The following is a 21,139-nucleotide window of genomic DNA, read 5'->3' on the forward strand; positions in this document are numbered from 1 at the left end:
GGAGAGGCGCACGTATGTCCGCCTCTCGCCGCTTGAGATCATTCGATCTGCAAGGTGCTTATGATGTTATTTGTTCGTGACGTTGCCGGCCGCGTCGCGTTCGACTTGCATTTCCGACACCGGCACGAAGCCTTGCTCGACGACGACGCCGCTTTGAACCGCATCGCTCAGGATGTAGTCCAGGAAAGCTTTGACTTCCGGAGTCGGCTCGCCTTTCGTGTACATGTGCTCGTAAGCCCATACCGGATATTTGTTCGTCTTGACGTTGTCGGCCGTCGGCTCGACGCCGTCGTATTTCAGAGCCGTAATCGAATCGTCCAGGTAGGACAGAGCCAGATAACCGATGGCGCCCGGCGTTTCCTTTACCAACTTCTTAACCGTGCCGGAGGAATCTTCTTGGATGGAGCCCTGCAGGTCTTCCGTCTTCGTGCCGAGCGCGTATTTCTCAAACGTTGCGCGGGTGCCGGAGCTGGCCGGACGGTTGACGATGACGATCTTCTGATCGGCGCCGCCGACGTCTTTCCAGTTCGTGATTTTGCCGGTGAAAATATCGACGAGCTGCTGCTTGGTCAGGTTGTCGACGCCGACCGCCTTGTTGGCGACCGCGGCCATCGCGACGACCGCAACTTTGTGGTCGACCAGTTCCTTCGCCTTATCGGCATCCAGCTTCTCTTCCGCGAAGATGTCGGAGTTGCCGATGTTGGCTTGGCCGTCGGACACTTGGGACAGCCCCGTGCCGCTGCCGCCCGGTTGAACTTGAACCGAGATGCCTTTATATTGATCTTCCGCCATGAACTTGTCGGCTACCGCTTGAGCGAGCGGTTGAAGCGCGGTGGAACCGACGGCGAGGACGTTGCCGCTCAGCTTCTCGCCTCCAGCGCTGTCGCTTGGGCTTGCGGAGGAGCTTTCGCTTGCGCTCGGGCTGGCGCTGCTTGCGTTATCGGAGCCGTTGGAGCTGTTGTTGCCGCAAGCGGCAAGAGCTAAAGCAAACACTAACGTCAGCAGCATGACAAAAGACTTTTTCATTTCGACAGGTTTCCCCTTTCCCATTGGCCAATCTCGTTATTTGTTGTCTTGCATCTCTGATTCTATCTGCCGTGCGTCAATGGCATGTTTTCGTTTTGTTAACGCAATGTAAAATCTAACGGCCGTTAACACATTCAGGAGGGGGCGGGGCGGCGAAGCCGGCGGTTACGCTTCGACGCCGTTCAACTGCGCGGCCAGCTTCGCGATCTGCTCCCGAATCTGCTCGGAGACGGCGCTGGCTTCGCGGGAAGCCTCCGTCAAGCGGGCCGCCGCCGCCAGGTTGTCCGAGCTGATCTCCCACAGCTTGCCGAACGTCGATTCCGCGTTCTGAACGCGGCGAACGCCCTCGTCCGATCCCTTCTTGCCTTCGCGAACCGACTCGGCCGCTTGCTCCGCCGCATCGGACATGTCGCGGAGCTGCCGGTTGATTCGCTCGGTCGATTGCTTCGTCTGGTCGGCGAGCGCCCTTACTTCCTGGGCGACGACGGCGAAGCCCCGGCCGTGCTCCCCGGCTCTCGCCGCCTCGATCTGGGCGTTGATCGCAAGCAGGTTGCAGCGGTCCGCCAGCTCCGAGATCAGCTTCGCAATGCCGGACGCCTCCGCCGTCCGCGCAAGCAGCTCCGCGACGGATTCCTCCTGCCGGCGCGCCGTATCGCTCCACAAGCGGAACAGCTCAAGCATATGCGCCAGCTCCTTGCGGCCGCTCTCCGCGACGGCGGAGAACCGCTCGCTGCTTTGGCGGGAATGATCCGCCGCGCCCTCCACCTTCTCCACCGCCGCGTGCACGTTCCGGGTCATGCTATCCGCCACCCGAATCGTCCGGATTTGACGCTCGGCCGCCTCCCGTTGGAGCAGGCGGGAGATGTGAAGCAGATCGCCGATCGTGAGCAAGCCGGCCGTCTTGCCGCCCTTGGTGACGACGATCGAATCGTACAGCGTCTCGTCGGGTCTCGACATCGCCCGGTCGATCAACGTCTGCGGCGGTACGTCCAGCTCGGCAACGAGCGGCTCCGCGTCCATGAGCAGGGTGATCGGCTTGTCTCCGAACAGCGCGACGCCGAATTGCGAAGCGAGAGAGCGGAAGAACCGATGCTTCATGACGAGTCCGATCGGACGGCGGTCTTCGCCGGCGATCGCCACTCCTTCCAGATCGGTTCGCTGCTTGAACAAATCCATCACTTGACCGCATGTTTGCTCCGGGGACACGACCGGACCGCTGCGGACCCATTCCGACAAGTCCAGTGAGTGGAACGTCTCCCGCACCTCCGGGGACCTGGCGGCGGCGCCTTGTTTCTTAACGGCGTCTTCCTTCTTATGCCGATGCGTGTCGGCGGGTTCGGCCTGTGTTGACGCGGCGGAATGTTCTGCGGACGGTTCTGCAGGCGGATTTATCAAAGCGATGCTCATCGGTTTATCCTCCCGGACTCCCTGTCGGAGCGTTAAACTTCTGTTGCGTAAATCCAATGTTAACAAAAGCTTGTCAATTCTCCGTTCGGGCATTGTTGTCCGAGTGTTAAATGTTGGGCGGAAAGACCTATATCCCCGTAAAAGCCCGAAGACGACAGATAACCGGACGGCCCAATGCCGTCCGGTTCGCTTCAACGTTGCAGGCAACTATTCGTTTCGGTCCGATTCGCCGCTCTCTTCTTCGTTTTCCGAAGCGTCCAAAAGTCCCAACCGCTCCGCGTCCTCGATTCTGTAGCTGACCAGCACGTATTGATAAGAGCCAACTTCATCCTCCCGCCCGTCGCTCGGGAACATCGGGTCGGGCGGCGCTTCGGAACGCGTGATGCTCTGGATCAATCGGCTGAGCGATTCCTCCCACTCCTTGCCCGTCACCCGGCTCGTCGCGCTGGTGACGACGACGTGGTAGGGTAGCCGGCCGAATTTGGCGCCCTTGGGAGTTTCCTCGCGGACGAGTTCCAGCCCCTTCCGGTAAAGCCTCAAGCCGGGATCGAGCCGGCGGTGAACGAGCGCCATGATCGTCTCCAGGTGCTCCGCATTTTCTTCGAGGTTGCTATTGTAAACCACTTCGCTCAAATCGACGGCTTGATAGTAGTGCTCCGTCAAATTGCCGTGCTGGCGCGTCTCCTTGATCTCCAGGAGCTCAGCCTTGACCATTTTCTTGACATGATAGTAAAGGCGCAGCGGGTCCTCGCCCATCTGTTCCGCCAGCATTTTGACGGTGACGGGACGATCGGCGGCCAGATGCAAAATGCGGCTGCGGCGCGGGTCGGCCAAAATTTTGAGCAATTCCAGATTGCTGTTCTTCCATTTCACCGGATTCCAATGCCTCCCGACGTTGTATCGATGAGCCTAGCATAGCATAGAATCCGCTCCTTCTGCAGTCCGGGCCGTTCAGCCGGCGCTTCTGACGACCTTGACGGCGGCCAGGATGAACAGGACGTAAACGAACAACCCGATGCCGGAGGCAAGCAAAACCGCCGAAATCGACGCCCCGGCGGACAGCAAAACGGAGACGATGGCATACGAGACCGGCACGAGCCCCATGGATGCGGTGGACAGAACGCCTTGAACGCGCCCCATCATGTCCCTCTCTACCATTTGTTGAATGAGCGTGGAAGTCAGGTTGTTGCTGAATGCGACGAACAGGCCGATCGCGAACATGAGTCCGACGCCCTGCCAGACCGCGGCGATTCCGCTGAGCAGCGCGGTGGCGACGCCGAGCAGCGCGATGAGCGCCAGCGCGATCAACGCCCTCCTTCGCTTCAGATTCAGAATGCCTGCGATGGACGAGCCCGCCATCATGCCGACCGCAATCGAGATTTCCATATAGCTGAGCGCCAGCACGTCCCCGTTCAGGGAACGGTTCACCAATACGGGCAAGCCGGCGTTCAAGGGGCCCGCAAACAGCAAGTTGACGACCATGGACACGCCCATAAGCACAACCAAGTAACGAAAGCTTCTAATATAAGCGATGCCGTCCTTCCACTGCCGGAAGAACGGAGGCCGCTCCGCGGCATCGGCCGAACCGTCATCCCGAACGAGCCGGACGGCCGCTGCGGCCGCGAACAGGAAGAGGGAGCTTGCCGCGAAAGCCGCTTCGAACGATATGAATTTTAATAAGTAACCCCCGAGTGCGGGTCCGAGCAGAAAGCATAGCTGATTGGTCGTCTGAAGGATGGAATTGCCGCGGGCGAGCTGATCTTTGTCGATGATATTGGGGAGCATCGAGCCGTTGGCCGGCCAATAAAATCCGTCGAGCGCTCCGAAAGCGAGCGCGAAGCCGAGCAGCCCCCAAATGGACAGGGATCGTTCGAAGACGAGAACCACGAGCAGCATGATCAGCACCGCCCGGATGCCATTGGAGAAAAACAAGAGGACGGATCTTCGCATTCGGTCCGCCAGCACTCCGGCGAACGGCATCAGGAGCACGCGAGGAACGGTCGTGGCCGCCATCACGATGCCGATCCAGCTTTCGCGATCCAGCCGCTGCACGACGAACCAGGATTCGGAGAGAAGGTACACCGAGAAAGCCATGCTCGTACACGCGGATGCCAGCCACAGCGCGAGAAAGTTCCCGTTCGTCCACACTTGCCGCCTCGGCCTCGCCGCCGGCAGCGCCCCTTGCCGTTCCAATTCCATCTTCCCTACACCGCCTTCTTCTCTTTAATAAATTTCATCGTTGTAATTTATTTTAATGATAAATTTGATTATAATGAGTTCCCGTATCGCTGTCGAGAACAAAATCGGAATTGCCGCCCGTTATGCCGCATAAAGCGCCGCCCGTTCCCCCGGCGATTGGCTAGCTAGTGCGAAAATCGATATTCCAGCCAATACGGCGCCGTTCGCCGCATAGAACTTTTTAGGTTAAAACGGTCCCGGATAGGGTACTTTAAGATTGACGTAGGATGGGTGAAAAAGCGTGCATGAGGAGGAGTCAATTATGAACAAGAAGTCTTGCCTGTTCTTGGCAATCGTTGCCATGGCAGCCGTGTTGGCGCTGAGCGCCTGCGGCGCCAGCAAAAACAACAATGCGGCGAACAGCCCGTCTCCGACCGCATCCGGTTCGGCATCGGCAGGCGCTCCTGCGGCAGGCGGCGCGACCAAAGAAATTACCGTCGATGCGAAGAGCTTCGAATTCACGCCTGCGGACATCCAATTGCATGTCGGCGACACGGTCAAATTGACCCTGCATAATTCAAACGGCAACCATGGCCTGGAAATTCCGGATTTGAACGTCAACCTCAAGAACGGCGAGTCGACCACCTTCACGGTTGACAAAGCCGGCACTTACGATTTCAACTGCTCCATCCAATGCGGCTCCGGCCACGACAACATGACCGGCAAGATCACCGTATCCTAAGCAGAATCGGCGATAAAAGAAGGGCTCTCCTGCGAACGGAGAGCCCATTACTTATGCCATTTAAACCTCTTCTGCCTTTTAAACCTCTTCGACGCTTACCCAGGTGCCGCGCTCGATCGACAGGTCGACCGCTTCGAGCACCTCCTGGCAGCGGACGCCGTCCAGGAACGTCGGCGCGAAAGGCGAATTCGCCGCAATATGCTGCACGAATTCGTACACGATATGGACGAAGCCGTGCTCGTAGCCGATAATGTGGCCGGTCGGCCACCAGTTGCCGGCGTATTTGTGCTGCGGCTCCGTCGCCAGAATGCGGCGGAAGCCCGCCAATTCCGGCTCGTCTTCGCGGAAATACACTTCAAGCTCGTTCAGCCGCTCCAGATCCCAGCGGATCGTGCCCTTGCTGCCGTGAATTTCGAACGTGTTGGCGTTTTTGCGTCCGGTAGCGAAGCGGCTGGCGACGAAAATGCCCATCGCGCCGTTCTTGAAGTCGGCGAGGAACGCCGTCGCGTCGTCGACCGTCACTTCGCCTTTCTCGGAAGAGCCGACCCCCGACAATCCGGAAGTCGATACCGGAATCGGACGTTCCTTGACGAACGTGCGGTTGTGGCCGACGACCCGGTCGAATTCGCCGATCAGGAACCGCGCCAGGTCGATGCTGTGCGCATTAATGTCGCCGTGCGCGCCGGAGCCCGCCACTTCTTTCTTCAGGCGCCACGCGAGCGGGGTTTCGGGGTCGACGAGCCAATCTTGCAGATAAGTCGCGCGATAATGGTGAATTTCCCCCAGCTTGCCGCTGTCGATGATCGACTTGGCAAGCTGTACGGCCGGAAGGAACCGGTAATTGAAGCAGATGCCGTGCTTCACGCCCGCCTTCTCGGCTGCGTCCAGCATCTCGCGTGCATCGGACAGGTTGAGCGCCAGCGGCTTCTCGCAGAAGACGTGCTTGCCCGCCGCAATCGCTTCAAGCGCGATTTCCTTGTGCGCGTCGCTCGGCGCGTTAATGTCGATGAAATCGATGTCGTCGCGCGCCACCAGCTTGCGCCAGTCGGTCTCGTAGCTCTCCCAGCCGAACTTGGCCGCCGCCGCCTTGACGCCTTCCTCGTCGCGGCCGCAAATCGCCTTCATGACGACGTCCGCGTCCATGTCGAAAAACATGCCGACATCTTTATAAGCGTGGCTGTGGGCTTTGCCCATAAACTTGTAGCCTACCATGCCGACGTTGATTTTTTTGCTTACGCCCACCACATTTCACCCGCCTTTTCGTTCAGGATCAGGTTGTTCAGGAAAGCGGCCGCCTTGCGGAAGCCTTCGTTCACGGACATGAGGCTGTCCTCGTGCTCGATGCTGATGGCGCCGTCGTAGCCGACGAGCCGCAGCGTGCTGACGAGATGCTTCCAGAAATCGTCGTCGTGACCGTAACCGACCGTCCGGAATATCCAGGACCGGTTGATCTCGTCGGCGTAAGGCTTCACGTCCAGCACGCCGTTAAGCGCGGTGTTGCGGGCGTCGATCTTCGTATCCTTCGCGTGCACATGGTAGATCGAATCGCCGAGCGCCTTCACGCACTCGATCGGGTCCATCCCTTGCCAGAACAGGTGGGACGGGTCGAAGTTGACGCCGATATTGTCTCCCGCTTCGCGGCGCAGACGAAGCGCCGTCTCGGTGTTGTACACGAGGAAGCCCGGATGGGATTCGATGGCGACCTTCACGCCGTGCTTGCGGCAGAACGCGGACTGCTCCTTCCAATACGGAATAGCCACTTCGTTCCACTGCCATTCGAGCACCGTCAAGAAATCCGGCGGCCACGGGCAAGTCACCCAGGAAGGATATTTCGAATTCGGCGATTCGCCGGGACAGCCGGAGAACGTAATGACCGTGTCGACGCCGAGCTTCTCGGCGAGCTGGACGGTCGCGACGAAATCTTCATGATGCGCTTTGGCGACGCTCTCATCGGGGTGCAGCGGATTGCCGTGGCAGCTGAGCGCGCTGATCGTCAGGCCGCGGGATTCCACCGCCGTGCGGATGCGGTTGATGGCCGCTTCGTCGTTCAGAATCGCTTTGGCGTTGACGTGCGAGGTGCCGGGATACGCTCCCGTGCCGAGCTCGACGGCCTGAATGCCCGCCGATTTGGCGGTGTCCAGCGCTTGCTCGAGCGATTGCTGGCCGAACAGTACGAGGAAAATTCCAAGTTTCACTGCCTTCACCTGGCCTTTCGGGTAATGGAGGCGCCGCACGCGCACGCCGGGCCAAAGCGGATTGCCCGTTGCGCAACCGTCAGCTTCGGCGTGCGGTCGGCATCTTAGTTTAACGATCAAACTTAGTTTACTAGAAAAATGAAGCGCTGTCATCTGCCTCGGGAACGATCTCCAGAATCGCAGAAGTCCCCTCGCATTTCCCGGGCAATGTCAGACGAAGGAGACGGCTTCTCCCTTGGCGGCGGATTCATAGATTGCTTCCAGAATCTGCTGCACGACGTAGGCTTGCTTGGCCGTTACGACCGGAGCCTGATCGTTCAAAATCGCGTCGATCCACGCCCGGGCTTCGCGTTCGGCCGAATCGTTCGGAGCGGCCGGATTCCATTGGTCGCCGAGCACGATTTCCTTCGTATACAGACGGCCGTGCTCTTCGCCGTTGACGCGCAGGCCGTTCTTCATGTCGGCGCCCGCCTTCGTCCCGCTCAGCGTCACCTTCGCTTCGTCCACGTCCAGCGTATTGAGCGCCCAGCTCGATTCCAGCCATACGGTGGCGCCGTTCTTCATCGTGATCATGGCAAAGGCCGAATCTTCCACCGTAAACTTGGACGGATCCCAGTTGCCCCACGCGTTGGCCGGGCTGCCTTGCTCCGCCAGCTTGCGGTAGGTCGTGCCGAGAACGGTGCGCGGCTCGTAGTTGTCCATCATCCAGAGCGCGAGGTCGAGTGCGTGCGTGCCGATATCGATCAGCGGGCCGCCTCCCTGCTTCTCCAGATCGAGGAACACGCCCCACGTCGGTACCGCCCGGCGCCGAACGGCGTGCGCTTTCGCCAAATAAATTTCGCCAAGCTCGCCGTTCCGGCAAGCTTCCTTCAGCCAGCGGCTGTCCGCGCGGAAGCGGTTCTGGTACGCGATGCTCAGCTTGCGGCCCGTCCGCTCCGACACCTCGAGCATCCGGCGGGCGTCCGCGGACGTCTTCGCCATCGGCTTCTCGCACAGCACGTGCTTGCCGGCTTCCATCGCGGCAATTGAAATTTCGGCGTGCGTATCGTTCGGGGTGCAGACGTGCACGACTTGAACGTCGGGATCGTTAAGCAGATCCTGAACGCTGCCGTACACTTTCGCGTCCGGCGTGCCGAACTTCGCTTTCGCGTCGTGCGCCCGTTCCGCGGATACGTCGAAAAACGCCGTCAGTTTTGCTTCCGGGATTTTGGCGAGCGAAGGCAAATGTTTGCCATAGGCGATGCCTCCGCAGCCGATCATGCCGATATTGACAGTGCTCAACCGGTTGCCCTCCTTGCGGGGATGATGAATTCCATCTACAATTCAAGTATAGCATGTGTTGTCCGGAATCCCATCACCGATCATGAGTCGTCATTATGCTATTTTGCTATATGGGGGGTTTTTTCGGCGTGCAAAACAATAAAGAAAAAATCGAATACGAGAACCCGCTGCTGTCCATTAAAGTCTGGCAAGCGCAGAGGAACAGCAGCTTTTCGGTAAAATGGCACCATCACCCGGAGTGCGAGATGATGCTCGTGCAGCGGGGCCGGCTGGACGTCGAGGTGGACAACGAGATTTTCACGCTGCGCGAAGACGACGTCGTCGTGCTCGGCAGTTCGCAGCTTCACCGCGACCGCAGCTATGACGAGAAGCTCGAATATATCGTTTTGCAGTTCGATTTGCAAACGTTTTTCGATCAGAGCACGATCCCGTATCTTCAGTATTTTAACGAGACGAAAGTCCCGCTCAGCGCGATGAATTACATTTTCCGGGACAACCCCCAAGCAAGGCGCGGCGTGGCGGACTGCATCCGGGAAATTTACGACGAGGTGCTGCGCAAGGAAAGCGGTTACGAGCTGGCGGTCAACTTGCTCATCAAGCGGATCTTGCTCATTCTGATCCGGAGCGACACGCTCGGCCTGCTGGCGGATCAGGACCGCGTCGAGCGGATTCGGCTCAAGCCGGTGCTCGATTACGTCGAGCACAACATCGGCGAACGGGTGACGGTCGAGGAAGCGTGCCGGTTGGCCAACATGAGCTACTATTATTTCGTTAAATTTTTCAAGAAAGCAATGGGCCTCAGTTTTACCGAATACGTCAACTTCCGCAAAATCAAGCGCGCCGAACAGCTTCTTCTGACCCGCGACCTGAGCGTCAGCGAGGTGGGAGACCAGACCGGCATGCCGAACATGGCGCATTTCTACAAAATGTTCAAGCGCTTCAATCACTGCTCGCCCAAAGAGTTTCAGCGCAGGATGCTGGCCTGGGGCCGGCGATAAGCCGGCCTCCGCTCTCCTCATCCGCCTCCCGCCCTCTACGTTCCGCCTATTTCCTCCTTTCGCCGCACGTCGTCCCATTAGGTATAATTTCTTCATTGAACCATGCATTGCTTTTCGGTATATTAACATAGGCGCTTATTTACAAGCGTACAAAATTCATCTTTGGATGTGAAATCATGCGCATTCCCAAATACGGGCGGATTCTGGCCTCGCTCGTCTGTCTGACCGCGCTTGCGGTCTGTTTCTTTGTTCCGGGGATCGGCCGCGACGCCGCGGCGGAACAGAAGACGCTGACGATGGGCACGTCGCCCGACTACCCGCCCTATGAGAACGTCGACGCCGCAGGCAGCGGGGACATTGTCGGGCTCGACGTCGACATCGCGAACTACATCGCCGACAAGCTCGGCTACAAGCTGGTGATCGCTCCTTCCGATTTCGACGGGCTGATCGCCGCCCTGCAGACGAAACGAGTCGATTTCGTCATGTCCGGCATGTCGGTTACCGACGAGCGGAAGAAGAGCGTCGACTTCTCCGACACGTACTATCAGGCGCGTAATACGATCGTCTCCTTGAACGATTCTCCCTATGAAAATTTGGAAGAGTTGAAGGGCAAACGGGTCGGCGTCCAGCTCGGCTCCACGCAAGAAACCGTCGCGAACGGCTTGCCGGACGTTCAAGTGACCAAGCTGAACAAGATCCCCGATCTCATTCAGGCGCTGAAGGCGAATCGAATCGACGCGATTATCCTTGAAGATGCCGTCGCCGCCGGTTACGTCGGAGCGAACGCCGATTTGAAATTCGCCATGGTTCCCGCTTCGGGCGACGACGAAGGCTATGCGATCGCCTTCCCGAAAGGCTCCCCGCTCGTTCCGGAATTCAATACCGTCCTGAACCAGATGAAGCAAGACGGAACGCTTCAGACGATGATCGACAAGTGGTTTGGTACCCAAACGTCGACGGATCAAGGGGGCAAAGGCGGACTGAACTTCGCCAAGCTGCGGGATTACGCGGGCTACCTGTTCCGGGGCGTCTACGTGACCCTGCTGTTCACCCTCGTCTCCGCAGCGTTCGGCTTCGTCTGGGGAGCGATTTTGTCATTGTTCAAAATTTCCGGCATCGCCCCGTTAAGATGGTTTTCCACCGTCTACACGTCCGTCTTCCGGGGAACGCCTCTTCTGCTTCAGCTCTTGTTGTTTTACTATGCGATCCCGCAGTTGTTCCATTACAACATTCCGGCGCTGCTGGCGGCCGGTCTCGCTTTCGGCCTTAATTCGGCCGCCTACCTGTCGGAGACGATCCGCGGCGGCATCCTAGCCGTGGACAAGGGTCAGCGCGAAGCTTCGCTTGCGCTCGGCATTCCTTACCGGACGATGATGGTCAGCATCATCATGCCCCAGGCGATCAAGAACATCCTGCCCGCCCTGGTGAACGAATGCGTCGCTCTCGTCAAGGAGTCTTCGCTCGTCTCGGTCATCGGCGTCGCGGACTTGCTCCGGCGCGCCAACGTCGTGCAGGCGAACACGTTCCTCGCGTTCGAGCCGCTCATCGTCGTCGCCGCTATCTACTACGCGCTGGTGCTCGTGCTGACGTCTCTGGCCCGGCTGCTTGAAAGGAGGATGCGTCGCAGTGATTAAAGTCGAACATTTGTTTAAAAGCTACGGCAAGCATGAGGTGCTTCGGGACATCTCTACAACGGTGGAGAGCGGGGAGGTCGTCGCCGTTATCGGCCCCTCCGGCTCCGGCAAATCGACCTTTCTCCGCTGCCTTAATCTGCTCGAAACGCCGACCTCCGGGAAAATCGTCGTGAACGGCGCAGATTTGACCGACCGGAAGACGGACATTACGAAGGTGCGCCAGCGCATCGGCATGGTGTTTCAGCACTTTCACCTGTTTCCGCATATGACGGTCATGGAAAATCTCATTTTCGCGCCGACACGGGTGAAGGGGCTGTCCCGCGGCGAGGCGCAAGCCAAAGGGATGCAGCTGCTTGAGCGCGTCGGCTTGCGGGACAAAGCGGACGTGTTCCCGTCCAAGCTGTCCGGCGGCCAGAAGCAGCGCGTCGCCATCGCGCGCAGTCTTGCCATGGACCCCGACATCATGCTGTTCGACGAGCCGACGTCCGCCCTCGACCCCGAGATGGTCAAGGAAGTGCTCGCGGTCATCCGCGATCTCGCTTCCTCGGGCATGACGATGCTGATCGTCACCCACGAGATGAAGTTCGCCCGCGAGGCGGCGGATACGATCTACTTTCTCGACGGCGGCCGTCTGCTCGAGCGTTCCTCGCCGGATCGCTTCTTCGCCCGGCCGGAAACCGAGCGCGCCGCGCGTTTCCTGGAGCAAGTGCTGTAGCGATACGCACCTTACTCGGTTTATAAAGGCGCAAGCCCGTAAGGTCGCAGCCGGATGTGGCCGGCCGCCCCGAATACCCGCCAAAGAGGCTCAACTGCTGAGCCTCTTTTGTTATTTCCGCTGCCAATGCGCCTTTGCTGCATTCCTCGCGTCCCCCCTCCCACTATCCCGTGCGTTCAGGGAAGCAATCTTCGGCCTTCTATTCAGGAAGCGGATCGATTTCGTTCTGAAGGAAAGGGATAGTGGGACGGGCCGAAAATTTGCCGTTTAGCATCCCGATCGTCTTCTGAATCGAGGGGATAGTGGAACGAGTGGCTGAAAGAGAGGACGACGTAGCGAGGCGATCCTGAGGGAAGGGGATATGAGGACGGACTCGGCGTGCAGCCCGCCTAACAGCCAATAAAAAAAGCTGCCCCAAACGAGCAGCTTCTTCCTACTTCGTTAGCGTCGAGCCGCTTTTGCGGCTGACCATCAGCTTGTAGCCGACGCCGCGGATCGATTCGATCTGCACGGTCTGCTGATTCAACTCCAGCTTTTTGCGCAGCGAGCTGACGTGCACGTCCACCGTCCGCTGGCCGCCGATGTAATCGAAGCCCCAGACGACGTTCATCAGGTCGTCGCGGGTAATGACGATGCCCGGACGTTCCGCCAAATACAGCAGCACCTCGAATTCCTTCGGCCGCAGCGTAATCCATTGGCCGTTCAGGAACACCTCGTACTTGTCGGGGTAAATCTGCAAATCCCCTAGCGTAATGACACGTTCCCCGCTCTCCGTACCCGCTTCCTTCGTCTCCTCGTTGCGGGAGCGGCGAAGCACCGCCGCAGTTCGGGCGAGCAGCTCCGCTACGCCGAAAGGCTTCGTAATATAGTCGTCGGCGCCCAGCTTGAGCCCTTGGACCACTTCTTCTTCCGCGTTGCGCGCCGTCAGAATAATCACCGGCGTCTTGACTCCGTTCTGTCTCAGCTTTTGCAGCACTTCGAAGCCGTTCATGCCCGGAAGCATCAGGTCGAGAAAAATAATGGCGTAATCCTCATGCATCGCATGGTGCAGACCTTCCGCCCCGTTCCCGACAACCTCCGTCTCGTAGCCTTCGAGCGAGAGATTGTAGGTAACGAGCCGCGCAATGGTCGGTTCGTCTTCAATGATCAGCACTTTGTCCGACATAGGTTCCTCCGGTCCGGCACAAAGTCTGCCGTTGTTGTGCTCTCCAAGCCAATTTATCATGCCACTGTAAACCGGGCGTTATCCGATTGTTAGACGAGCGTAAAATTGACGCTCCGATAACTTAAGGCTGCAGCAGCGGCAGCTCCAGAATGAACCGGGAGCCTACGCCGACAGTGCTCTCCACCCGGATGGAGCCGTGGTGCAGCTCCGCCAGGTGCTTGACGATCGAGAGCCCCAAGCCGGTGCCGCCCGAGCTTCGGGAACGGGCTTTGTCCACCCGGTAAAACCGTTCGAAGATCCGGGGAAGATCCTTCTTCGGAATGCCGATGCCCGTATCGGACACGGTGATGCGCACGCGGTCGTCGGCGCCTTCGGGGTCCGATCCTTCCAGAAGCTCGGCATGCACCTTGACCATGCCCCCGTCGGGCGTGTAATTGATGCCGTTCTGCAGCAAATTCAGAATAATCTGGCCGAGGCGGTCCTCGTCCGCTTCGACGAAAAGCCCTTCCTCGACCTCAAGGTCAAGCTTGATGTTTTTCTTCGTCGCTTCCGTCGACATAAACTCGATGAGCCGCTCCAGAAACGCATGCAGATCGACGGGAGAAAACTGCAGCGGGGAGCGGCGGGATTCGATTTTGGACAGCTCCAGAATGTCGCCGATCAGCCGGTTGAGCCGTTCGCTCTCGTCGTGAATGATCGTCAGGAACGATTGCGCCGTCTCCGGGTCGTTCATCGCCCCCGCGAGCAGCGTCTCCGCAAAGCCTTTGACCGCCGCGACCGGCGTCTTCAGCTCGTGCGAGACGTTGGCGACGAATTCGCTGCGCATCCGCTCCAGGCGGCGAATCGCCGTCACGTCCTGCAGAACGAGCAGCAGCCCCGGGTCCTCATGCTCGTTCATGCGCATCGGCACCAAATTCAGTTCAAGCAGCCGTTCTTCCGGAAAATAGACGGTCAACTCCTCGTGCCGCGGCTCGTGATCTTGCAGCGCCTCGCGCACGAGCTGCAGCAGCTCGTATTGCTGCTTTGCCTCGGTATAGCTGCGGCCGACCCTCTCCTTAGCCGTGCTTCCGAGCAGCCGCTCCGCGCCGCGGTTGTACAGCGTAATGCGTCCGTCGGTGTCGATCATGACGACGCCGCTCGTCATATTGTCGAGCACCGATTGCAGCCGCAACTCGTTCTGGCGGATCTCGTTCACGTGGCTCTGCAGGCTGGCGGCCATGGCGTTCAGCGCCCGGGCCAGCTCGCTCACCTCGTCCTTGCCTTCGGCCGGGACCCGGATGCCGTAGTCCATGTCCGCCATCCGCTTCGCGGCGGACGTCATCCGCTCCAGCGGCCGCGTCACGTTCAGCGCGATGCGGTAGCTGACCGCGGCGGCGATGACGAACAGGACGATCAGCCCGAGCACGAGCGCCAGCCACATGTTGCCGAGGCTGCGCTCGACGTCCTTGAGGCTGACGGCGAGCCGGACGATGCCGACCGTCCGGTCGCCCGACTTCACGGCCATCGCTACGTACAGCATATTCTCGCCAAGCGTCGGGCTGTTCCGAATGCTGCTGCCGAGGCCGGCAGCGAGCGCTTCCTTCACTTCCTTGCGGTCCGAATGGTTGTTCATCGTCTTCGGATCGTGATCGGAGTCGCCCAGCACGAGGCCGTCGGGCCGGATGTACGTGACCCGCATGTCAGCCAACTTTTTGAACCGCTCAGCCTGGCTCTGCAAGTACGACGCCTGCTCGGCTTCCGGCTTCCCTTCGGGCCAGGGCGCTGCGGCGTTCAGCACGCGGATCTCCGCCACCATATGCTCCTTGAGCGCTTCCTGGTGGTTTTCCTTATACGATTGGCTCATCCAGAGCCCGGCCGCCAGGACGGTCAGCCCGATCAGCAGCATGAACAGAACGGTCAGCTTAATGCGAAATTTGTGCATGGGTACTCCCCGGCGATGGTTGAATATTTAGTCGAAAAAGACGATCAGGCAAACACCGGATCTTTAAATTGGGCCAGCTTCTCTTTGGAGTCGCGATCGACGTCGGCGTGCAGGCTGTTGCCGTGCGAATCCATTGTGACGATGGCGGCGAAGCCTTCGACCTGCAGATGCCACATCGCCTCCGGAATGCCGAATTCCATGAAGTCGACGCCGTTCACTTTCTTGATGCATTCCGCGTAATATTGCGCCGCTCCGCCGACCGCATTCAAGTAGACGCCGCCGTGCTCCTTCAGCGCCGCGAGCGTTTTCGGCCCCATGCCGCCTTTGCCGATGACCGCGCGAATGCCGAACTTCTTCATAATGTCGCCTTGATACGGCTCCTCGCGAATGCTTGTCGTCGGGCCGGCCGCCTTGACGTGCCAGCCTTCGTCGTCCTTGAGCATGACGGGACCGCAATGGTAGATGACGCCGCCGTTCAAATCGATCGGCGCGTCGTGATCCATCAAATACTTGTGCAGCGCGTCGCGGCCGGTGTGTATCTCGCCGTTCAGGATGACGACGTCCCCCACCTTCAGCGAACGGACCTGCTCTTCCGTCAGCGGAGCGGTCAACACGATCTCGCGGCGCTCCGCCGCCGGAGCCGCCTGCGCGGAAGCGGCCGCTTCGTCCGCCTCGTTCATTTTCACATTGGAGCCGGTCTCGTAAATCCATTCCTTGATCTCATGGCTCTGGCCGTCGAGCAGAACGCCCTGGCGACGGTACGCCCAGCAGTTGTATGCGACCGACACGAAGAAGCTGGCCGGCAGCCGGTTCATGACGCCGATTTTGCAGCCGAGCAGCGTGACGTTGCCGCCGAAGCCCATCGTACCGATGCCAAGCTGGTTCGCTTTGTCCATAATGTAATCTTCCAGCTTCGCCAGCTCCGGAATCGGATTGACGTCTTCGATATGGCGGAACAGCTGCTGCTTCGCCAGCTCGTAGCCCGTCGTCCGGTCGCCGCCGATGCCGACGCCGATGAAGCCCGCGCTGCAGCCCTGGCCTTGCGCCTGATAGACCGCGTGCAGGATGCACTTGCGGATGCCGTCGAGATCGCGCCCGGCTTTGCCGAGCGCTTCCAGCTCGCAGGGCAGGCTGTACTGGATGTTCTTGTTCTCGCAGCCGCCGCCCTTCAGAATGAGCCGGACGTCGATGTCGTCCTTCTCCCACTGCTCGAAGTGGATGACCGGCGTCCCCGGGCCCAGGTTGTCGCCCGTGTTGGCGCCCGTCAGCGAATCGACGGAATTCGTGCGCAGCTTGCCGTCCTTCGTGGCGCGGGCGACCGCCTGGCGAATCTCGCGCTTCATGACGATCTGGTTGGCGCCGACCGGCGTATGCACGATGAACGTCGGCATCCCCGTATCCTGGCAGATCGGCGAGACGTTGCATTCGGCCATCTCTATGTTTTGCGCGATCGTGGATAAGGACAGGCCGGCGCGGGTGGCGCGATCCTCGGCTTCGCGCGCCTTGGCGATCGTTCTCCTGACGTCGGCGGGCAGGTTCGTGGACGTCTCGACGATGAGCTTGTAAATGCTTTCTTCGAATGTAGACATAATACCGATAAATCTCCTCTCTGTTCGCAAGGCTTCAACAATTATATAATAGCACACAGATACGCATCGGGAGAAAAGGAGTCCGTCATGCCCCACCATTTTCTCGCTTATTTGTACCGCCTGCAATATATCGAGCGTTGGAGCCTCATGCGCAAGACGACCGGCGAAAACGTCGCCGAGCACTCCTACCACACGGCGCTGCTCGCGCATCTGCTGGCCAGCATCGCCCGGCGCGTGTTCGGCCGCGACGTCGACCCGGAGAAGGCGGCCGCCTACGCCTTGTTCCACGACGCGACCGAGGTGTTCACCGGCGACATTCCGACGCCCGTGAAGCATCATAATCCCGAGCTGCTCGGCAACTTCCGCCAGATCGAGAGGCTTGCCGCCGAGCGGCTGCTGTCGACCGTGCCGGAGGCGCTTCAGGATGTCTACCGCCCGCTGCTGTCGCGGGAGGCGGATTCGCCGGAGATGGCCAAGCTCGTGAAAGCGGCCGACGTGCTGGACGCCTACCTGAAGTGCGTCAGCGAGATGTCCGCGGGCAACCGCGAGTTCGCCACCGCGCGCAAGCAGATGGAGGAACGGCTGCGGAGCTTCGACCTGCCCGAAGTCGCCTGGTTCCTTGAGAACTTGGCGCCCAGCTTCGAGAAAACGGTCGACGAATTGTCGGAAGATATCGGCGGCGACAGCGTCTGACAAGCCGAATTGTCCTGTAAAAATAGTTCTGTATAGCCTTCCATTATTAACCATATTAGGCTATGCTTAAGCTGCAACTTGTAACGGGTGGACGGCACTCTTCGGGAAGGAGGAGGCTGTTCATGGATTTATTCCAATCTCTCTCAGTTCTCTTCGCATTCGGTGTCTTCATCATTACGCTGCTGACGTATATCGAGAAGAGGAAATAATCCGTTGATTCCTGTTTGGTGCGAAACCATACTGGGCATTAACCACCCATAACAAGTTGCTGAGTTGGATCTTCGTGGTCCGACTCATCTTTTTTGAAAACGCGTTCATTTCCTCGCCGAGCAGGCGAGCGAAGCATACAAAAGCCCGGCCCCTTCTTTGCCTTGCGGGAAGAGGAGCCGGGCCTCGCGCGTTCCGGGCCGCTTACGCGTACCACGGGTCTTGCATGAGCCAGATGATGACGAGGAACAAAACGAACGTGACGGCGCTGAGCGTCTGAACGCGGGACACCGCGCCGGACGCGTCCTGGCTGTTTGCGGCGGCGGCTTTGATCCGCTTGAGCGGACCTTGCAGGATGCCCGAGAACGCCCCGATCGCCACGAACAGGACGAGGATCACGATCAACCAGGACACTTTGTAATCCTGCTGGGATATCAGGTAACCGCCGGAGAGCAATTGCAGCACGAGCGCGAACTGCCCGATTCTGCCCGCCGTCAGAAGGCCGCTGGCCAAGCCTTCCTGCGCAGGGGTGGACAACTGCTTGAAGCGGCCCGCAACGAACGGCAAAATCGCGTAAATGCCCATCCCTACGGCCCCGACGACGTGCAAAAACAGCATAAACGTAAGCATGTTGGAAAAGTCCTCCTTGAGCATATGTACGGCAAGTCAAGTTCAGTATACACAAATCGGGCGACAAACAAAACCGGCGCGCAAAAAATCCCCTTGCCGGGACGGCGAACGCCTCGACAAGGGGTGAAGTTGGAGCTTTATGCCGTCGATCAGGCGTTTTCGACGATTCGGATAACGTTGCGGACGGATTCCGCGGATTTGTCGAGCGCGGCTTTCTCTTCCGCCGTCAGTTCGAGGTCGATAATCTTCTCGATGCCGTCTCCGCCGAGCACGGCCAGGACGCCCATGAACAGGTTGTCGTAGCCGTATTCGCCTTGAAGCAGGGCGATGACCGGCAGAATGCGCTTCTTGTCCTTCAGAATCGCTTCGGTCATCTGAACGAGCGAAGCGGCCGGAGCGTAGTACGCGCTGCCGTTGCCGAGCAGGCCCACGATCTCGCCGCCGCCGACGCGGGTGCGGGCGACGATCGCGTCGATCTGATCCTTCGGCAGCAGCTTCTCGACCGGAATGCCGCCGATCGTCGTGTAGCGGACGAGCGGAACCATGTCGTCGCCGTGGCCGCCGAGCACGACGCCGCGGACGTCTTCGACGGATACGTTGAGCGCTTGCGCCAGGAACGTGTTGTAACGGGCCGTGTCGAGGACGCCGGATTGGCCGATGACGCGGTTCTTCGGGAAGCCCAGCGTCTTGTTGGCCACATAGGTCATCGCGTCAACCGGGTTCGACAGAATGATGACGTAAGCGTTCGGGCTGCTAACCTTCACTTGCTCGCACACGGACTTGACGATGCCCGCGTTCGTGTTTACGAGGTCGTCGCGGCTCATGCCCGGCTTGCGGGCGATGCCGGCCGTAATGATGACGACGTCGGAGTTCGCGGAATCCGCGTAATCGGCGGTGCCTACGATCCTAGCGTCCACGCCTTGAACCGGCGTCGATTCCAGCATGTCGAGCGCCTTGCCCTTGGTCGGGTTCTCGAGTTGGGGAATGTCGAGCAGAACGACGTCGCCCAGTTCCTTCTGAGCCAACATGAGAGCGGTAGTGGCGCCGGTAAAGCCTGCGCCGATTACCGTAATTTTCGCGCGTTTGATAGCCATGGGGGTATTGCCTCCTTGTATGTGTCGATCAGTCGCAATCCCTGCCAGTAATCTTCATGCACTCCGCCATCCGTTCTTGTCAACCAACCATTCCGCTCCAGCAACCGGGCACGTCCCAAGCGACGTTATATGCCGACGCCTGGACGGCCTCCAGCCGCGATCCCCCTTCGCCGCGCCTCTGTCCCCACGACGTTATTCGCCGGGTGTCCAGAGGGCCGAGCCCTCGGAGTCCCCCTTGGAGGGGGGATATAGAGGGTTCGGCCCTGGTATAGGAGGTTCGGCAGCTTACATATTTTTGATAATCTGATCCGCGAACTCGGAGCACTTGACTTCCGTAGCGCCTTCCATCAGACGGGCGAAGTCGTACGTGACGATCTTGCTGTTGATGGATTTCTCCAGCCCTTTGTAAACCAGATCGGCCGCTTCCAGCCAGCCCAGATGCTCAAACAGCATGACGCCGGACAGAATGACGGAGCCCGGGTTGACGACGTCCTTGTCCGCGTATTTCGGAGCGGTGCCGTGGGTCGCTTCGAAGATGGCATGTCCGGTCACGTAGTTGATGTTGGCGCCCGGAGCGATGCCGATGCCGCCGACTTGGGCGGCCAGGGCGTCGGACAAGTAGTCGCCGTTCAGGTTCAACGTCGCGATAACGTCGAAGTCGGTCGGACGGGTCAGCACCTGCTGCAGCGCGATGTCGGCGATGGCGTCCTTGATCAGGATTTTGCCTTCGGCAAGCGCCGCCTTCTGAGCCGCGTTGGCCGCTTCTTCGCCTTGCTCGGCTTTGATTTTGTCGTATTGGCCCCACGTGAAGGTTTTGTCCGCGAACTCGGTCTCGGCCACTTCGTAGCCCCAGTTCTTGAACGCGCCTTCCGTGAATTTCATAATATTGCCTTTATGGACGAGCGTAACGGATTTGCGTTTATGTTTGATCGCGTATTCGATCGCGGCGCGAACGAGGCGCTTCGAGCCTTCGGACGATACCGGCTTGATGCCGATGCCGGACGTCTCCGGGAAGCGGATCTTCTTGACGCCCATTTCCTTCTGCAGGAAGTCGATCACTTTCTTCACTTCGGCCGTCCCGGATTGATACTCGATGCCCGCATAGATGTCTTCCGTATTTTCCCGGAAAATGACCATGTCGACCAGGTCCGGACGTTTGACCGGAGAAGGCACGCCGTTGAAGTAGCGAACCGGACGCAAGCAGACGTACAGGTCCAGTTCCTGGCGGAGCGCCACGTTCAGGGAGCGGATGCCGCCGCCGATCGGAGTCGTCAGCGGGCCCTTGATCGCGATGATGTACTCGCGGATGGCGGTCAGCGTATCGTTCGGCAGCCATTCGCCGTACGTGTTGAACGCCTTCTCGCCGGCGAACACTTCGTACCAGGCGATCTTCTTCTCGCCTTTATAAGCTTTCTCGACGGCTGCGTCCAGCACGCGCTTGGAAGCGCGCCAGATGTCGCGGCCCGTGCCGTCGCCTTCGATGAAAGGAATGATCGGGTTGTTCGGTACGTTCAGAACCCCGTTCTGAACTGTGATCGGCTCGCCGGAAGCCGGAGCCGCGAATTTCTCGAATTGTGCCATGGATTCGTTCTCCTCCTAAGTACGTATTGGGTATTTGTCCGCAAGAAACCGGCGTTCCGCCCTTTCGCCCCCGAAGGAGACAC

19 protein-coding genes are annotated in these 21,139 nt (G+C 59.4%); 6 read left to right on the plus strand and 13 right to left on the minus strand.

Annotated elements, in window-relative coordinates; genetic code table 11:
• Positions 1 to 66: 66 nt before the first annotated feature.
• The 4 genes from G485_RS0119960 to G485_RS0119975 form a co-directional block, all read right to left on the minus strand.
• Positions 67 to 1,026: a phosphate ABC transporter substrate-binding protein gene (locus G485_RS0119960; RefSeq protein ID WP_027093977.1), complete on the minus strand. Its 960-nt coding sequence runs from the start codon at positions 1,024 to 1,026 to the stop codon at positions 67 to 69.
• Positions 1,027 to 1,191: 165 nt separating this feature from the next.
• Complete coding sequence (locus G485_RS0119965) at positions 1,192 to 2,433, minus strand: methyl-accepting chemotaxis protein (protein ID WP_027093978.1); 1,242 nt, start codon at positions 2,431 to 2,433, stop codon at positions 1,192 to 1,194.
• A gap of 207 nt (positions 2,434 to 2,640) precedes the next feature.
• Positions 2,641 to 3,306: a winged helix-turn-helix domain-containing protein gene (locus G485_RS28610; RefSeq protein WP_051318434.1), complete on the minus strand. Its 666-nt coding sequence runs from the start codon at positions 3,304 to 3,306 to the stop codon at positions 2,641 to 2,643.
• Positions 3,307 to 3,384: 78 nt separating this feature from the next.
• Entirely contained in the window at positions 3,385 to 4,632 is a 1,248-nt protein-coding gene (locus tag G485_RS0119975; protein WP_027093979.1) for an MFS transporter, read from the minus strand.
• A 301-nt stretch (positions 4,633 to 4,933) separates the two neighbouring features.
• Between G485_RS0119975 and G485_RS0119980 the strand changes: the two genes are divergently transcribed.
• The gene (locus G485_RS0119980; RefSeq protein ID WP_027093980.1) at positions 4,934 to 5,353 is read left to right on the plus strand and encodes a cupredoxin domain-containing protein; all 420 of its coding nucleotides are present in this window, start codon (positions 4,934 to 4,936) and stop codon (positions 5,351 to 5,353) included.
• A gap of 78 nt (positions 5,354 to 5,431) precedes the next feature.
• Here G485_RS0119980 and G485_RS0119985 read toward each other — a convergent pair whose 3' ends face one another.
• The 3 genes from G485_RS0119985 to G485_RS0119995 form a co-directional block, all read right to left on the minus strand.
• Positions 5,432 to 6,565 carry a Gfo/Idh/MocA family protein gene (locus G485_RS0119985; protein ID WP_035157429.1) on the minus strand — a complete coding sequence of 378 codons (1,134 nt, stop codon included), beginning with the start codon at positions 6,563 to 6,565 and terminating at the stop codon, positions 5,432 to 5,434.
• A 20-nt stretch (positions 6,566 to 6,585) separates the two neighbouring features.
• Positions 6,586 to 7,548, minus strand: coding sequence for a sugar phosphate isomerase/epimerase family protein (locus G485_RS0119990; protein WP_027093982.1), 963 nt, complete (start codon positions 7,546 to 7,548; stop codon positions 6,586 to 6,588).
• Positions 7,549 to 7,758: 210 nt separating this feature from the next.
• Positions 7,759 to 8,829 (minus strand): Gfo/Idh/MocA family protein, encoded by a 1,071-nt coding sequence (locus tag G485_RS0119995; protein ID WP_027093983.1) that lies wholly within the window; start codon positions 8,827 to 8,829, stop codon positions 7,759 to 7,761.
• A 128-nt stretch (positions 8,830 to 8,957) separates the two neighbouring features.
• On the opposite strand from G485_RS0119995, the gene G485_RS0120000 reads away from it, so the two are divergent.
• From G485_RS0120000 to G485_RS0120010, 3 genes are all read left to right on the plus strand, one after another.
• A complete protein-coding gene (locus G485_RS0120000) occupies positions 8,958 to 9,827 on the plus strand; it encodes a helix-turn-helix domain-containing protein (RefSeq protein ID WP_027093984.1) in 870 nt (289 codons plus the stop codon).
• Between the two features lie 176 nt (positions 9,828 to 10,003).
• Positions 10,004 to 11,461 (plus strand): ABC transporter substrate-binding protein/permease, encoded by a 1,458-nt coding sequence (locus G485_RS0120005; RefSeq protein ID WP_035157384.1) that lies wholly within the window; start codon positions 10,004 to 10,006, stop codon positions 11,459 to 11,461.
• The gene (locus G485_RS0120010; RefSeq protein ID WP_027093986.1) at positions 11,454 to 12,176 is read left to right on the plus strand and encodes an amino acid ABC transporter ATP-binding protein; all 723 of its coding nucleotides are present in this window, start codon (positions 11,454 to 11,456) and stop codon (positions 12,174 to 12,176) included. The genes G485_RS0120005 and G485_RS0120010 overlap by 8 nt, the downstream gene beginning before the upstream one ends.
• Before the next feature lie 433 nt (positions 12,177 to 12,609).
• Here the strand turns inward: G485_RS0120010 and G485_RS0120015 are convergent, their stop codons facing one another.
• The 3 genes from G485_RS0120015 to G485_RS0120025 form a co-directional block, all read right to left on the minus strand.
• The gene (locus G485_RS0120015) at positions 12,610 to 13,341 is read right to left on the minus strand and encodes a response regulator transcription factor (protein ID WP_027093987.1); all 732 of its coding nucleotides are present in this window, start codon (positions 13,339 to 13,341) and stop codon (positions 12,610 to 12,612) included.
• 121 nt (positions 13,342 to 13,462) lie between these two features.
• A complete protein-coding gene (gene pnpS, locus G485_RS0120020) occupies positions 13,463 to 15,262 on the minus strand; it encodes a two-component system histidine kinase PnpS (protein ID WP_027093988.1) in 1,800 nt (599 codons plus the stop codon).
• A gap of 44 nt (positions 15,263 to 15,306) precedes the next feature.
• A complete protein-coding gene (locus G485_RS0120025; RefSeq protein ID WP_027093989.1) occupies positions 15,307 to 16,851 on the minus strand; it encodes a fumarate hydratase in 1,545 nt (514 codons plus the stop codon).
• A gap of 87 nt (positions 16,852 to 16,938) precedes the next feature.
• Between G485_RS0120025 and yfbR the strand changes: the two genes are divergently transcribed.
• A complete protein-coding gene (yfbR, locus tag G485_RS0120030; RefSeq protein ID WP_027093990.1) occupies positions 16,939 to 17,544 on the plus strand; it encodes a 5'-deoxynucleotidase in 606 nt (201 codons plus the stop codon).
• A gap of 122 nt (positions 17,545 to 17,666) precedes the next feature.
• The gene (locus G485_RS31095) at positions 17,667 to 17,753 is read left to right on the plus strand and encodes a putative holin-like toxin (RefSeq protein ID WP_240489223.1); all 87 of its coding nucleotides are present in this window, start codon (positions 17,667 to 17,669) and stop codon (positions 17,751 to 17,753) included.
• 202 nt (positions 17,754 to 17,955) lie between these two features.
• Here the strand turns inward: G485_RS31095 and G485_RS0120040 are convergent, their stop codons facing one another.
• From G485_RS0120040 to icd, 3 genes are all read right to left on the minus strand, one after another.
• Positions 17,956 to 18,381: a DUF2269 family protein gene (locus G485_RS0120040; protein ID WP_027093991.1), complete on the minus strand. Its 426-nt coding sequence runs from the start codon at positions 18,379 to 18,381 to the stop codon at positions 17,956 to 17,958.
• A 149-nt stretch (positions 18,382 to 18,530) separates the two neighbouring features.
• Entirely contained in the window at positions 18,531 to 19,475 is a 945-nt protein-coding gene (gene mdh, locus G485_RS0120045; RefSeq protein ID WP_027093992.1) for a malate dehydrogenase, read from the minus strand.
• 285 nt (positions 19,476 to 19,760) lie between these two features.
• Positions 19,761 to 21,056 carry an NADP-dependent isocitrate dehydrogenase gene (gene icd / locus G485_RS0120050; RefSeq protein WP_027093993.1) on the minus strand — a complete coding sequence of 432 codons (1,296 nt, stop codon included), beginning with the start codon at positions 21,054 to 21,056 and terminating at the stop codon, positions 19,761 to 19,763.
• Positions 21,057 to 21,139 lie beyond the last annotated feature (83 nt).

The organism is Cohnella thermotolerans DSM 17683 (assembly GCF_000429825.1).
In the GTDB taxonomy this organism is placed as follows: domain Bacteria; phylum Bacillota; class Bacilli; order Paenibacillales; family Paenibacillaceae; genus Cohnella; species Cohnella thermotolerans.